Source organism: Kitasatospora sp. NPDC059577 (genome assembly GCF_042735475.1).
Classification (GTDB): domain Bacteria; phylum Actinomycetota; class Actinomycetes; order Streptomycetales; family Streptomycetaceae; genus Kitasatospora.
The window spans coordinates 33,057-47,944 of the sequence record NZ_JBHWBZ010000019.1 but is presented as its reverse complement, the minus strand read 5'-3'; the positions used below and the strand labels follow the sequence as shown (position 1 = coordinate 47,944).

The 14,888-nt window shown below is 75.5% G+C and carries 11 protein-coding genes; 4 read left to right on the top strand and 7 right to left on the bottom strand.

Annotated elements, in window-relative coordinates; all coding sequences use genetic code 11:
- From ACFV0O_RS17475 to ACFV0O_RS17460, 4 genes are all read left to right on the top strand, one after another.
- Positions 1-643, top strand: a 643-nt coding sequence (locus ACFV0O_RS17475; protein WP_380342266.1) for an HAD hydrolase family protein, incomplete at its 5' end; no start/stop codon positions are given.
- Positions 640-1,827 (top strand): phosphotransferase family protein, encoded by a 1,188-nt coding sequence (locus ACFV0O_RS17470; RefSeq protein ID WP_380342264.1) that lies wholly within the window; start codon positions 640-642, stop codon positions 1,825-1,827. The genes ACFV0O_RS17475 and ACFV0O_RS17470, both read left to right, overlap by 4 nt.
- Positions 1,806-3,749: a glycosyltransferase gene (locus ACFV0O_RS17465; RefSeq protein WP_380342261.1), complete on the top strand. Its 1,944-nt coding sequence runs from the start codon at positions 1,806-1,808 to the stop codon at positions 3,747-3,749. The genes ACFV0O_RS17470 and ACFV0O_RS17465 overlap by 22 nt, the downstream gene beginning before the upstream one ends.
- Entirely contained in the window at positions 3,746-5,140 is a 1,395-nt protein-coding gene (locus tag ACFV0O_RS17460) for a family 16 glycosylhydrolase (RefSeq protein WP_380342259.1), read from the top strand. Before ACFV0O_RS17465 ends, ACFV0O_RS17460 begins: the two co-directional genes overlap by 4 nt.
- 72 nt (positions 5,141-5,212) lie before the next feature.
- Here ACFV0O_RS17460 and ACFV0O_RS17455 read toward each other — a convergent pair whose 3' ends face one another.
- From ACFV0O_RS17455 to ACFV0O_RS17425, 7 genes are all read right to left on the bottom strand, one after another.
- Complete coding sequence (locus ACFV0O_RS17455; protein ID WP_380342256.1) at positions 5,213-6,031, bottom strand: polysaccharide deacetylase family protein; 819 nt, start codon at positions 6,029-6,031, stop codon at positions 5,213-5,215.
- Positions 6,028-7,221, bottom strand: coding sequence for a glycosyltransferase (locus tag ACFV0O_RS17450; RefSeq protein ID WP_380342253.1), 1,194 nt, complete (start codon positions 7,219-7,221; stop codon positions 6,028-6,030). The genes ACFV0O_RS17455 and ACFV0O_RS17450 overlap by 4 nt, the downstream gene beginning before the upstream one ends.
- A complete protein-coding gene (locus tag ACFV0O_RS17445; protein WP_380342251.1) occupies positions 7,218-8,588 on the bottom strand; it encodes a lipopolysaccharide biosynthesis protein in 1,371 nt (456 codons plus the stop codon). Before ACFV0O_RS17445 ends, ACFV0O_RS17450 begins: the two co-directional genes overlap by 4 nt.
- Positions 8,589-8,595: 7 nt before the next feature.
- A complete protein-coding gene (locus ACFV0O_RS17440) occupies positions 8,596-9,912 on the bottom strand; it encodes a glycosyltransferase (protein WP_380342248.1) in 1,317 nt (438 codons plus the stop codon).
- Complete coding sequence (locus tag ACFV0O_RS17435; RefSeq protein ID WP_380342245.1) at positions 9,912-11,027, bottom strand: glycosyltransferase; 1,116 nt, start codon at positions 11,025-11,027, stop codon at positions 9,912-9,914. Before ACFV0O_RS17435 ends, ACFV0O_RS17440 begins: the two co-directional genes overlap by 1 nt.
- A 558-nt stretch (positions 11,028-11,585) precedes the next feature.
- Positions 11,586-13,700, bottom strand: a complete 2,115-nt coding sequence (locus ACFV0O_RS17430; RefSeq protein WP_380342243.1) for a putative bifunctional diguanylate cyclase/phosphodiesterase — start codon at positions 13,698-13,700, stop codon at positions 11,586-11,588.
- Positions 13,701-13,893: 193 nt separating this feature from the next.
- Positions 13,894-14,700: an SAM-dependent methyltransferase gene (locus tag ACFV0O_RS17425; protein ID WP_380342240.1), complete on the bottom strand. Its 807-nt coding sequence runs from the start codon at positions 14,698-14,700 to the stop codon at positions 13,894-13,896.
- Positions 14,701-14,888: the final 188 nt, after the last annotated feature.

Here is a 14,888-nt window from a genome sequence, read left to right as displayed (position 1 = left end):
CGGGGGGGGGGGGGGGGGGGGGGGGGGGGGCGGGCGGGCCCCCGGCCCCCCCCCCCCCCCCCCCGACCCGCTCGCCCGCTGGTGCGTCCGCGCCTCCGTCCGCGCGCCGCGGGACGGCCGACGCCGCGCCCTGGCCCCGGAGACCGTCGCCGCCCTCCTCCGCGAGGCGCCGTTCGGCGAGCTCTTCACCACCGTCCCGGGCCGGGCCCAGACCGACTTCGTCCCGCACGGCACCGGGAAGCTCGCCGGGACCCGCGCCCTGCTGGCCCGGCTCGGCGCCGACGGCCCGCCCGCCCTGGCCGTGGGCGACGGCGTCGCCGACGTGGACCTGCTCGGCTGGGCCGCGACCGCCGCCGCCCCGGCGAACGCCGAACCGCCGGTCAGGGTGGCCGGCGTCCCGGTGGCCCGCCACGCCTACCAGGCCGGGCTCGCCGACGCCGTGGGGCGGCTGATCGGGCACCGCCCGGGCGGCTGCTCGCGCTGCCGGGCGCCGCGGCCGCCCGCCGACGCCCGCGCGCTGCTGGCCCTCCTCGCGGTCCCGGAGGCCGGCCGGGCGGGTGCGCCGCTGCGCCTCGCCCGGCTCGCCGGACAGGCCGCGCGCAGCGTGGCGGCCGCACCGACCCACCGGGGCCCGGGCAGATGAGCCCGGCGGCGCAGAGGCCGGACCGCACCCCCGGGCCGCACGGCACCCGGGTCCGGTCCCTGCTGCCGCCCGCCCTCCACCGGTACGCGCCGCTGCGGCGGCGGCCCGCCCGGCTGCCGCTCTCCCCGCGGGCCCTGCTGCCGCTGCGCCGTCCGCTGCTGGTCTACGGCCCGGCCGACCGGCTGAAGGCCCGCCGGATCGCCCGCCGACTGGAACTGGACGGCACCCACACGCTGCGGCCCGGGCCCCCCGGGCTGACCGACGTCCTGGTGCTCTCCCTCGACGCCCCGGGCCGGGACCGGCTGGCGGTCAAGCACGCCCGCACCGGCCCGGCCGTCACCTCGCTCGACCACGAGTGGCGGGTGCTGGAGGCGCTCGCCGCCGACGAGCGGCTCGGCAGCTGGCGCGCCCTCGTCCCCGCACCCGTCCGCCGGGCCCTGACCGGCCCGCTGCCGCTGATCACCGAGACCTGGCTGCCCGGCACCACCGCCGACCGGCTGCTGCCCACCGGCCCGGGCCCGGACCGGACCGTCGCCGAGCACGCGCTCACCACCATCGCCGGACTGCACCGGGCCACCGGGCGCACCGAGACCGCCACCGGCCGGCTGGTGGCCTGGGTCGACGAGCCGCTGGACGCGCTCCGCGCCGGCATCCCCTGGTGCCGCACCGGGACCGGCGCCGTCGGGCTGGCGCGCGTGCGCGCCCGGCTGCGCGCCGGACTGGCCGGCGCCGAGACCACCGTCGCCTGGACCCACGGCGACTTCCACCCCGGGAACGTGCTGCTCGACGAGCCGACCGGCCGGGTCACCGGCGTGATCGACTGGGGCGGCGCCCGGCCGGACGGCCCCTGCGCCATCGACGCCTACACCTTCGTGATCGCCCTGACCTGCCGCCGCGAGCGCCGCCAGCTCGGCAGCACCGTACGGGAGATGGTGCGCCGCGGCGCACTGCCCGGACCGGACCTCGCCCTGCTCGACCGCACCCGCGCCGACCTGGTGGACCTGCGCCGGGACGGCCCGGCCGGACCCCCGGACGGCGCCGTGCTGCCGCTGCTGACCTGGCTGTGGCACATCGTGTCGAACGTGACCAAGGCCCCCCGCTACGCGCGCAGCCACTGGTGGGTGACCCGCAACGTGACCCCGCTCCTGGAGGAGGCAGCCACATGGCCGGCGACCCGGTCGTGACGCCGCTGTCGGCGTCCCGGACCCGCCCGTCCGACGGGACGACGCACCGCCGCCCCGGGTGGACGGCGCGGCTGCCCGCGCTGACGGCACGCGCCCTGCTACCGGTCTCGCTGTTGCTGTGGCTGCTGTCACTGCGCAGCGTCGACCTGGACCGGATGGGCGACCTCGGCCTGCTGCAGGTGCTCCCCGTCCTGTACTGGGTCGCGGCGGGCCTGCTGACCGCCGGCTTCGTGCTCGCCCTGCGGATCCGCAGACTCCGCCAGTGGTGGCTCGCCGCCTACGTCCTGGCCCTGATCGCGGTCGTCCACGCCACGCCGACCCTTCTCTACGCCAACCTGCGCTACTCCTGGGCCTGGAAGCACGTCGCGGTGATCGAGGCGATGCTGCGCCACGGCGGGGCGGTGCCGCACGCCGGCCTGCTGGACCCGTACAACCAGTGGCCCGGGTTCTTCGTCCTGAACGGCCTGCTGCTGCGGGTCACCGGCCTGCACTCGGCGCTCGGGTACGCGAGCTGGGGACCCCCGCTGTTCAACGCGCTGCTGCTCGCCCCACTGCTGCTGCTCTACCGGACGATCAGCTCCGACCGGACGCTGGTGTGGGGCGCCGTCTGGATCTACTTCTCCTGTTCCTGGGTGGGCCAGGACTACTTCTCCCCACAGGCCTTCGCGCTGGTGCTGTACGTCACGGTGATCGCCTCGGTGGTCCGTCGGCTGCCCGACCGGAACGTCGCGCGCGCGCCAGGCCGGGCGCCGCCGGGCGGGGCTCACCGGTCCGCGGCGCCCGCGGCGGGCAGCGGCGCGGCCGGCGGGTGGGGGCCGCTGCGGCTGCCGATGGTCCTGGTGCTGGAGGCCGCGATCGTCTGCTCGCACCAGCTCACCCCGCTGATGCTGATCAGCTCGCTGGCCGTACTGGCGGTGCCGCGCCGCAACCGCAGGGTGGTCCTGCCCCCACTGCTGGCCGCGGTCGCGATGACGGCGGTGTGGGATGCCACGGTGGCACGGCCGTACCTGGCCGCCAACCTCGGCCAGTTCGTCCGGGCGCTCACCACGCCGGACTCCAACATCACCTCCGGGTTCGCCAACCTCGGGATCGCCTCGGCGGACCAGATGATGGTCGACTGGATCGACCGGGGGCTGTCGGCCACCGTGGTCCTGCTGGCGGTGATCGCCGTCATCCGCCGCCCCTGGGTCCGGCGCACCCCGGTGCCCTGGCTCGCGCTGGCCCCGCTGCCGCTGCTGGCTGCCAACAGCTACGGCGGCGAGATGCTCTTCCGCACCTACCTGTTCGCGCTGCCCGCCACCGCGTTCCTGGTGGCCGCGCTCGTCCTGCGGCCCACGCCGCGGCCACGGCTGCGCTCGGCCTGCTCGCTGGTCCTGCTGCTGGCCCTGCTGGGCGGGCTGTTCTTCGGCTACGACAGCAAGGAGCGGATGAACCGGTACACCGGCGCCGAGGTCGCTGCGACGCAGCAGCTGTTCGCGGCGGCGCCACCGTACTCGGTGGTGGTGTCCGTGACCGGGAGCGTGCCGGGGATCTACGGCCACTACGAGGACCACCCCCAGGTGCGGCTGGCCGAGACGAGCGAACCGACCCGGAAGCTGTTGACGAAGGATCCGCTGGACGGGCTGGAGGCCGCGGTCAGCTTCACCCATCCGGGGGTACCCGCGTACCTGATCCTGAACCGGGCGCAGACCGCCGAGACCTCGCTGACCGGCGTGCTGCCGGCGGACACGGTGGACCGGCTGTCCGACGCGGTCTCCCGGACCCCGGGCTTCGAACTCGTCTACCGGAACGCCGACGCCGTGGTCTACCGGTTCATCCCCAACCCGCTGCCCGGCCAGGTCACCCCATCCGCCGCACCGGCCGCCGCACCGGTCGGCCAGCCGCCCGCGCAGTCCTCCCTCCGGCCGGGAGGCGGCCCGTGAACAGCAACCCGTCCACCACCGACTTCCGGCTCGGCTGGGCCCTGGCCGCCTCCGGCTGGGTGGCGCTCGCCGTCTTCGCGCTGGCCGACGCCAACCCCGTCCGGGTGGCCGTGGCCACCGTGTTCCTGCTCTGCTGCCCGGGGCTGGCGGCCGTACGGTCGGCCCGGCCGCGGCTGGCCGCGAGCGGCGCGCCGATGGGGCGACTGGAGTCCTGGGTGATGGTGGTGGCCCTGAGCCTGGCCATCGACACGGTGATCACCGTGGCCTTCTTCCTGACCGGCGGGTTCATCAGCGGCTGGGCGCTGGCCGCGGTGGCCGGCGCCACCACGCTGCTGGCACTGCCGCTGTGCCTCCCCCGCGGCCGAGGTCCGAACGCTCCACCCCCGGGCGGCGACCCGCGTGCCCCGGAGCCGGACGAGGCCGGGGAGAAGGGCGACGGCGGGGAGAACGACGGCGGGACCAACGACGGCGGGGCGGAGAACGGTGGGGAGGAGAACGACGACAGGGCGGACGGTCGCGGGGCGGGCGCCGCCCGGCGCGCCGACCGGCGACGGCGGCGCGGGGCGAGCGGGGCCGCGCTGGCGGGTCTGCTGCTGGTCGCCGGGTGCACAGCGGGCGGCGGGGGCGGCGCCGCGTCACCGTCGGCCCCGGGGAGCGCCGGTGCGGGCAATGCCCCCGGTTCCTGGCACCTGGCCTTCCAGGACGTGTTCGACGGCGACCGGCTCAACCGCTCGAACTGGACCACCTGCTACGACTGGAACCTTGACGGTTGCACCAACGCCGGCAACCACGAGCTGGAGTGGTACCGCCCGCAACAGGCCACGGTGGACGACGGCAGGCTGACGCTGACCGCGAACCGGTCGGCCACCAAGGGCAGCGACGGCAAGACCTACCCGTGGACCTCCGGCATGGTCTCCACCGGGCGGGACTCCTGGAACGCGCAGCCCCGGCACACCTTCACCTACGGGTACTTCGCCGCCGCCGTGCGCATTCCCCCCGAGGAGGGCATGTTCCCCGCGTTCTGGCTCCTGCCCGAATCCCGTACCACCCCGCCGGAGGTCGACGTCGCGGAGTTCATCTCCACCACCCAGTACGTCCAGATGACCGTGCACTTCACCGGGCCGAACGGCGAGGACAAGGACCAGTGGGAGCGCTACGGCCCGCAGGACTTCCCGGCGGACTACCACGTGTTCGCGCTCGACTGGGAGAGCGACTCGCTCACCTGGTACGTCGACGGCGTGCAGCGCTACCGGGTGACGGAGCCGGAGAAGATCCCGCACGTGCCGATGGAGGTGCTGCTCGACCTGGCCGTCGGGTACCCGAGTGCACCGCCGCAGAACGTCGACTCGGCCCGCATGACGGTGGACTGGGTCCGGGTCTGGCAGCACTGATCCCCCGCCCCGGCAGCGCTGACCCCGCTCGGGAACCGGCGGGTCGGGAACTGCGGGTCAGGAACCGGCGGGTCAGGGACCGGCGGGCGGCCCGCCGGCCGGGCTGCCGAGGCCGGCCCGCAGCCTGCGGTAGGCGCGCCAGCCCTTGGTGCGCAGGCGTTCCGGGAACGGGGAGACGGGTGCGCCGGTGCCCTCGACCCACTGGCCGAACAGCCGGCGCGGGGTGTCCCGGCGCACCATCAGCCGGGCGATCCGCAGCGGTTCGTCGGCCGAGGAGCTGAAGGCGTCGGCGACGGCGCAGGCGCTGGTCCAGCCGGCCTCCTGGACGCAGTGGCGCACGGCCGGGCTGGAGTAGCCGTGCGGGTAGGCGAAGGAGTCGACCGAGTGGCCCAGCAGGTCCTCCAACTGCTCCTTGCAGCCCCCCACCTCCTCGCGCAGCCGCCGCCGGGAGACGGTGTCGAGCTGGGGGTGGGTGCGGGAGTGTCCGCCGATCTCGATGCCGAGCGCGTCGAGGTTGGCGAGCTGGCGCCAGCTGAGCATCTCGGCGGGCGGCAGCAGGCTGCCCTCGGCGGAGTGGCCGGGGGTGTGCAGGGCCCCGGTCGTGACGAACAGGGTGGCGGGCAGGTCGCGTTCGCCGAGCAGGGGGGCCACGGTCCAGTAGAAGTCGGCGAAGCCGTCGTCGAAGGTGAGCACCGCGCAGTGGTCCGGCATCGCCGGTCCGCCGCGCAGGGCGGTGACCAGGCGGTGCAGCGGGACCACCATCCGGCCGGCCGCGGCGAGCCGGTCGAGGTGCTCGGTGAAGACCCTCGGCGTGACGGCGAAAGGGGCGATCCACTCGGGCGGGTCGTCGCTGACCGAGTGGTACAGGAGCACCGGGACGACCGGTGTCACGGCCCGCCTCCGGGTCGTCCCGGCGCCTCTCCGGCGGCCGGTGCGACGGATCCGGACGGCACGGCCGACGCGGTGGACGCCGACGGCACGGCCGACGCGGTGGACGCCGACGTCACGGCCGACGCGGTGGACGCCGACGTCACGGCCGACGCGGTGGACCCGGACGGCACGGCCGAGGGGGCGCGCCCGGCCCGGGGTGCCGTGCCGGGCGCAGCCGTCCCGGCCCCACCGGGCCCGCCGGACCCGGACCCGGACCCGGACCCGCCGGACCGCGGCACGAGTGCCCGGACGCGGCCGAGCGCGTACCCGGCCACGGTGAGCGCCACTCCGGCGACCAGTGCGCCCGCGCGTCGCGGTCCGCCGCCGCCGGGGCGCAGGCAGCCGACGAGCGCGAGCGGCACGGTCGAACGCAGGTAGCTCCGTTCGCTGGCGAGGGCGGCGCCGGCCCCGCGGTGGCGGGCCACCGCGGCCTTGGACCAGCCCTCGGCGTAGCAGCGGGAACGGAAGTAGGCGAAGGCGGCCCGGCCCGGCGGCACGTGGTGGTGGACGACGGCGGCCGGTTCGTGCAGCAGCACGGCCCGGGGGTGGCGCTCGGCGAGGCGGAGGCAGAACTCGGTCTCCTCGCAGCCGAGGGGGCGGGTGCCGACGCGGCCCAGGTCGGTGCGGAAGCCGCCGACGGCGAGCGCCTCGCGGCGGCGGAAGGACATGTTCGCGCCGATGAAGTTCCGCACCGGGCTGCGGTGGACGGGCAGCCCGCGGTAGGAGCAGCCGACCACCCAGTCGAACTCGGGCGGGAACCAGTCCGGCCGGGTGCCGGCCTCCCAGCGGGCCACCACCAGGCCCCCGACGCCGTACACGTCCGGGTCCCGGTAGGGCGCGCACAGGCGGACCGTCCAGTCGGGTTCGGCGGCCGCGTCGTCGTCGAGGAAGGCGACCACCTCGTGGCGGGCGGCGCGCACCCCGGTGTTGCGTGCGCCGGACAGGCCGCGCCGCTCCCGGTTGGTGAGGACCCGCACGTCGGGGAACGCCGCCGCGGCCCGGCGCGCGAGGTCCGGGCAGTGGTCGACGACCAGGACGACCTCCTCGGGCGGTTGCCGCTGGGCGCGCAGGGAGTCGATCGCCTCGCACAGGTCGGCCCAGCGGTCGAGCGTGTAGGCGCACACGATGACGGACAGGCCCGGGGTGTTCACGGCCGACTCCGTTCGGTTGTCGGGAGCCACCGCGGCAGGGCGCACAGCAGCGGCACGGCGAGGACGGTGGCGGCGATCAGCCAGGCCAGACCGACGCCGACGAGGCCGAACAGCGGCAGCAGCCAGACCGTCAGACCGAGCACGAGGACGCAGTAGGCCCCCTGCAGAGCGATGATCGGGCCCAGTCGCTGCCGGGCCCGGGCGGTGTCGACGGCGACGCTGAGCACCAGGTGCGGCACGGCGGACAGGGCCAGGAGCCGCAGCAGGGCGGTGCCGTGGTCGGCGTAGTCGGAGCCGAACAGCGACAGCAGCCACGGCGCGGCCACGACGGTGACGAGCACGCCGGCCACGACCAGGGCCCCGGCGTGCCGCAGCACCCGGCGGCCGTGCTCGGCCAGCCGGCCGGGCGCCCCGGCGGACTCGACGATGAGCGAACTGCCCATGTTGAGCCCGACGAGGTAGAAGGTGTAGGCGATCACCCAGGCGAGCGAGTAGTAGGCGATCTGCTCCGGCCCGAGGGTGTCCAGGACGACCAGCGGGACGACGGTCGCCGCGGTCAGCCGCAGCAGGGCGCCGAGGTAGTCCGCGGTGGCGTAGCGGGCGAGCCGCGGCACGGCGCTCGTGGCGCTGCGGCCGGGGGCCCGGGCGGGCAGGATCCGGCGGAAGAGCACCGTGTTGGCGGTGACCAGGGCGACCAGCAGGGCTCCGGCCCAGGAGATCAGGATCCCGGCGTGCAGCGCCCAACCCGCCAGGCCGGCCAGCAGCACGATCTTCGCGACGGCGAACAGGGCGTTCTCGCCGAGCACCCAGCCCGGCCGGCGCAGGCCGGTCAGCGCACCGTCCTGGAGGACGAACAGCGTGTAGCCCGCGGTCATCGCGAGGAAGGCGAGGGCGACCGGCGGGCTGCGCAGGAAGCCGAGGTCCGGTGCGACCACCGGGACGAGGACGAGGAAGAGGCTCCCGACCACCACGTTGGCGGCCGTGGCGATCAGGTAGCAGCGGATCAGCAGGGTCCGGGTGCCCTGGCCGGCCGCGGGCACGAAGCGGATCAGCACGTCGGCGAGGTTGAGCTGGCCGATCTCGGAGATCAGCGTCGCGGCCGTGAGCACGGCGTAGCTGAGCCCGACGAACTCCGCGCCGTACCAGCGGGTGGCGAGCATCCAGAAGACCGCGCCGAACCCTGCCGTGAGGACCGAACTGGCGGTCAGTACGTGCCCGTTGCGCAGCAGCGGCTCACCGGCGGTCGCGGCGCGCACCCGGGCCCGCAGCAGGGCCGGGTACGAGCACTCGCAGGGCAGCGGCAGCGGGCAGGAGCACGCGGGACGGCCTCCGGCGGGCGCGACGGCGGGCACGGCGCGCGCGGACACGGGCCGTTCACCTCGCCGTCCGGCTCGCGGCCCGGGCACTGCGCAGGCTGCGCGCGTAGCCGAGCGGCCCGTAGACCAGGCCCTGGAGTTCGAGCCGGGCCAGCCGCCTGCCGGGGCGGCGGCCCGCCGCGCCCGGGTCCGGCCGGGTGCGTGCGCGGCGGACCGCGTACCGGATGCCGCCGGGGAGGCGGCGCAACAGGGCGGGCAGCATGGCGGGTTCGTGGTGCAGGGCGGCGGCGAGGTAGGCGCCGAAGCCGGCGCCGTAGCCGAAGGCCTGGGCGGGAACGGCGTCCATGGTGCGCCGGTGGCGGTGCCAGACGATGGCGTCCGGCGCGTAGGCGAGGGCGTGGCCGGCGACCAGGATGCGGAAGAAGGAGAGCAGGTCGTCGCCGCCGCGGGCGGGGGTGCCGGTGCCGGTGGCGGGGTCGAAGCCGCCGAGGGCGCGCAGCGGGGCGGTGCGGAAGGCCATGTTGGCGCCGGAGCCGAAGCGTCCCGCGGCGAAGGGGAAGAGCGGGTCGGCGGGCCCGTCGGCGAGGGTCCAGGTCCGGGCGGCGAAGCCCTTGGCGAAGCCGCCGTGGCATTCGAGGGCGGCCTGGGCCGGGGTGTCGAGCTCGGCGGGCAGGATCAGGCCGGTGACGCACCCGATCCGCCCGTCCTCGGCGAAGGTCTGGGCGAGGGCGGCGATCCAGCCGGGGTCGGCGAGGGTGTCGTCGTCGGTGAAGGCGGTGATCTCGCCGCGGGCGGCGGCGAGCCCCGTGTTGTGGGCCCGGGCCAGGCCCGCCACCGGCTCGCGCAGGTAGCGGACCCGGCCCCGGTACCGGTCACGGACCAGGCGTTCGGCGGTGTCGTCGGCAGGGGCGTTGTCCACGACGATGACCTCGAACCGCGGATAGCCGTTCCGCAGCAGGGAGTCGAGGCACGGTCGCAGCAGGCCCGCCCGGTTGTGAGTGGCGACGACCACGCTGACCGTGACCGGGTCCGCGGGCACCCGGGCGCGGCCGACCCGACCGGGACGCGCCGCGGGTGTCGCGGTGGACAGGGCGGGAACGCGAAGTTCCCGGTGAGCGGCGTCGACCAGCGCCCGACGCAACGCGGCGCTCTGGCCGGCTGCCCCGGTGGCCGTGACCAGCCCGAGCGGGTGTCCGTGCAGCCGCACCAACGCCAACACGCGTCCGTCCGGGGCGGCAGCACCGAGACCGCCGGGCGAGCGCAGCCCGCTCGGTTCGTCCAGGTCCAGGTCGACGACGCGGATGGGGGTGTGGAGCGAGTTTCGAGCGGCGGGGCGCGGGCAGGCTGCTTCGGTGCGCCGGTCGGTGCCATTCATCAGTGCTCCCCCGCGGGGGCGTTCGCCGGGGACCGGGCGCCGGGACGCTCGGCGATCAGGGTCCTCAGCACCCGGCGGCCGTCGGAGACGGCGTGGAGGTGCGAGCGACCGCTGCGGCGGGGGAGTTCCAGGCTCGGCACTTCGGCGATCCGCAGCCCGGAGCGCAGCGCGTGCGCGGTCATCTCGGCCTCGATCTCGAAGCCGGTCGAGCGCAGGTCGAGCGCGTCCAGGAAGGAGCGGCGGAAGGCGCAGTAGCCGTAGCACAGGTCGGTGAGGCGCGCGTCGTACAGTCTGTTGACGACGGCGAGCAGGGCCCGGTTGCCGAGCGAGCGGATCCGGGTGAAGTCGAGTGAGCCGCCGCCGGCGATGCAGCGCGAGCCCTTGACGAAGTCGAACCCGTTGTCCAGGAAGTGCAGGAAGTGCGGGATCTCGCCGGGCCACATGGAGCCGTCGGCGTCCATCATGACGATGTACTCGCCGGTCGCGGCGGCGAACCCGGTGCGCAGGGCGTTGCCCTTGCCGGCGCCGCGCTGTTGGACGCTGCGGACCGTCGGCAGGCAGTACTGGGCCATCGGGAGGGTGGCGTCGCTGGACGCGCCGTCGACCAGGATGACCTCGTCGACGCAGCGGGGGATCTGTTCGAACACCCAGGGGATGTTGCGGGCCTCGTTGTGGGCCGGGATCACCAGGCTGACCGTATGGGTGGTGACGACGCCGTCACCGGCGCGGCGCATCGGGCGGTCCGTACGGCGGCGGCCGGTGCGGTCCTCGGCCCGCCGCTTCTGGTCGTCGGCGCGCCGGTTCGGGTGGCCCTGCGCGGCCCGGCCGTCGACCGAGGGGGCGGGCGCGGGCGCGGCGGACACGACGGGGAGGGCGGTCGGCGCGACGACTGGGACGGCCGGGGCGGCGGAGGCGGCGGCCGGCGCGGGGGCCGGGGAAGGAGCCGGGCGGACGGCCGCCTCCGGTGAGTGGCCGGGTGGCCCGTCGGCTTCGGCGTCCGCCGGGGCGCCGGTCGACCCGTCGGGCGGGGCGTCGGGTGCCCGGCAGCCCGGGCCGGTCTGATCGGGCTCGGAGCCGGGGCTCCGGGCAGGGCGGGAGTGTGCGTTGGGGGGCATGAGAATGCTCATCTGAGCGGCCTCTCGGAGGGAGGCGGCGGGCGGGCGCCGGCGGCGCGGCCCCTGCTGTCCGGTGAACGGGCGACCGGTGCGGGCGGATACGCGCGGGTCGAGCCCGGTGAGGAAGCCCGGGGGCGGAACCCAAGGGCTGACGATGGAGAGCGCTGTGACGGCCGAAGGGGGTGCGCACCGCCGCGGTGCTCCCGGCGCCCGGAGGCGCCGATCGTGCGAACTGGCCGAATGCTCCTCCCACACCCTCGAGTGAAAGGTGGCCAGGACCCCATCCTCCGCCGGTACTGACAGTCACGTCAAGGGGCTTCTGCCCGCTTTTGTCGCTACTTTTGGTGACAATCAGTGAAATTTTGGCGGTGTGGCGCCCCGACGGGACTGCTGAGCGCCGTCGCGTTCGGGCGCCTGGAGGCCGGGGCGGCCCACCCGGGCCGCCGCAGGCACCCCGGGGATCGGGAACTCGGGGCCGCCCGGGGTCACCCGGGCCCGGGAAGGCCGCGGGAAGGCCCGGGTGGATCCAGGCGGGCCCGCGGCAGGGCCAGGAGGACCTCAGCCCTCGACCGGACGACCCTTCGGCTCCTCCACGATCCGCCGGGCGATCTCGTTCGGCCGCACCGGGCGGCCGAAGTGCCAGCCCTGCGCCCAGTCGCAGCCGATGGTCCGCAGCCGCTCGGCATCCCTGGCGGTCTCCACGCCCTCGGCAGTGACGTTCAGCCCGAGCGCGTGCGCCATCGACACCAGCCCGCTGACGATCCGCCACCCGGTGGACTCGTCCTTCCCCGGTTCGTGCAGGTCGCCCACGAAGGACCCGGCGATCTTCAGGCCGGAGACCGGCAGGTCGCGCAGATAGGCCAGGTTGGACCAGCCGGTGCCGAAGTCGTCGACGGCCAGCGACACCCCGAGGTCGACCAGCCCGTGCAGGGTGCGCAGCGCCTCGTCCTCGGGCCCGACCACGGTCGACTCGGTGATCTCCAACTGCAGCCGGGCGGGGTCGAGTCCGGTGCCGTCCAGGATCCGGGCGAGGTCGGACACCAGCCCGGCGCTGCGGGCCTGACGGACCGCCAGGTTGACGTTGAGCTGCGGCGCCGCGTCGCCGAACCGCTTGATCCAGTCCGCGGCCTGACCGCACGCCTGCTCCAGCACCCAGCGGCCGAGCGGCATGATCAGCCCGGTCTCCTCGGCGGTGGTGACGAACTCGTCCGGGCCGAGCACGCCGAGCTGCGGGTGGCGCCAGCGCACCAGCGCCTCCACGGCGGCCAGCCGGCCGTCGGCGAGGCGGTACAGCGGCTGGTAGTCGATGAAGAACTCGCCGCGGTCGAGGGCGGCGGGCATCCGCACCGACACCGCGTAGCGGCTGACCGCGCGGGCGTTCTCCTTGGGGTCGAACAGCGTCCAGCGGCCGCGGCCGGCCTCCTTGGCGCGGTACAGCGTGAGGTCGGCGGCGCGGACGGCGGCGCCCGGAGTCGTGGTGGACACCCGCCGCTCCAGCACGCCGACGCTGGCCCCCACGGCGAGCTTGTGGTCACCGATCAGCACCGGCCCGGCCAGCGCCTTGAGCACGGACTTCGCGGCGGCCACCGCCTCCTGCTCGCCCCGGCACTTCTCCAGCAGGACGACGAACTCGTCGCCGCCGAGCCTGGCCACCAGGTGGCCGAGCGGCGTCAGGGCGGCCTTCAGCCGGGCGGCGACCGCGGACAGCAACTGGTCGCCCATGTCGTGGCCGAGGCTGTCGTTGACCACCTTGAAGCCGTCGAGGTCGACGTAGCAGAGGCCGAAGCGGGCACCCGGCTCCGGGTCCTCGAACAGCTTCTCCAGCCGCTCGAAGAAGGCCGCGCGGTTGGGCAGCCCGGTCAGCGGGTCGTGGGTCGCCTGGTGACGCAGCCGCTCCTGGAGCCGGTAGCGGTCGGTGACGTCCTCCAGCATCGCCACCTGGTACTGCGGGGTGCCGTCGTCGTCACGGATCAGCGAGACGGTCAGATGGGTCCAGACCACCTCGCCGTCCTGGCGGTAGTACGGCTTGTCGAACTGGAAGTACTCGCGCTTGCCGCTGATCAGCTCCTCGTACGCCTCCCACACGCCCGGGGTGTCCTCGGGGTGCACGAGGTCGCCGACCCGGCGGCCGATCATGTCCGCGGGGCCCGCGCCGAACAGCTCCTGCAGCGCCTTGTTGACGGCCATGATGTTGCCGTCGGTGTCGCCGATGCCGATGCCGATCGCGGCGCTCTCGAACAGTGCGCGGAACCGGGCCTCGGAGGCGCGCAGCGCCCGTTCGGCCTCCTTGCGGGCAGTGTCGGCGGCGGTGCGGATCGCCTCCTGCTCGCGCAGCGTGCGCTCGCGCAGGGCGGCGGCCCAGCCGGCCGCGAAGGCGCCGGTCAGGACGGGGCCGCGGCCGTCCCCGAGCCGCTGCGCCTGGAGCAGTTCGACGGCCCGGGCCAGCAGCACCGGGTCGGTGAAGTGCGCGTCGACCAGTTCGGCCCCGGCCTGGGTGGCCAGCCGCGGCTCGAAGGGCTCGCCCTCCTGGGCGCGGTGCAGCAGCGCGGCGGTGCGGGCGACCAGCCGGTTGAGCAGGTCGGGGTGGACGGCGATGCCGTGGTCGGCCGAGAGCAGCCGGGCCCAGTCCTCGTGGAACCGGTCGGCGCCGCCGGGTGCCGGGACGGTGTTCATCGGCGCGCCCCGGGTCCACCGTCCGGCCGCGAGGCGCCGTCCGGCCGGGGCCTGACCACCGTCCGGAAGACGCCGTCCGGCCGGGGCGTGGCGGGCGCGGTCGGTGCCGCGCGCCGGCCCGTGCCCAGCGGTCTGCTCCCGGCGGCCGCCGCGCGGGGCGGGCGGCCGTCGGTGCGTCGTCCGTCGCGTCCGCTCAAGGGCGGAACCCCACGCCCGCCACCCCGGTCATCCGCTCGGGGTGCTCGCCGACCGACTCCGGCTGATCGGGGCGCCACTGCGGCAGGTAGACCACGCCCGGCTCGACCAGCTCGAAGCCGGCGAACATCGCGGTGATCTGCGCACGGGTGCGCATGGTCAGCGGGGTCGGCGTCATCCGGTAGAGCTTCTGGTGGTCCTCCGCCTGGTCCGGGCGGCCCTCCAGGGAAGCGTGCGAGAGCACCAGCGCGCTGCCGGGCGGGAGGGCGTCGCGGATCACGCCGACCAGCTTCCACGGGTCCTCGTCGTCGCTCACGAAGTGCGCGACGGCCACCAGCAGCACGGCCACCGGCTCGCCCTCCGCCAGCAGCTCGGCCACCTCGGGGCGGGCCAGCAGGTCGTCGACGTCGCGCAGGTCGGCCTGCACGACGGCGCTGGCCCGGTCGTCCTGGAGCAGCAGGCGGCTGTGCGCGACGGCGACCGGGTCGCGGTCCACGTAGACGACCTTCGCCTCGGGCCGGATCGCGCGGGCGATCTCGTGCACCGCGCCGAAGGTCGGGATCCCGGAGCCGATGTCGAGGAAGCGGGTGACGCCCTGCTCGGCGAGGAAGGTCACCGCGCGGCGCAGGAAGGCGCGGTTGGAGCGCATGATCTGCGGCAGCTCCGGCCACAGCGCCAGCGCCTTGCGGGCCATCTCCCGGTCGACCTCGAAGTTGTGCGAGCCCCCGAGGTAGTAGTCGTAGACCCGCGCGGCGTTCGGTTTGTCCAGGTCCGTACCCTCCGGTACCCAGCTCGGTCGCCGCATGCCTGTGACTCCTTCACTCCGGTTGCGGGGAGGCAGTGCCACGAGGGCACTGCTGTGACAGCTGAGACTACAAGCACAGAAGATCCTCCTCCGCACCCCGAACGGGTGCAAGCGGAGTGCCCGGCTCCCGGGGCCTCCGGGCCTCCCCGACACCCCCTCCTGCGGTGCGGGGTACCGGGGATGCGCCC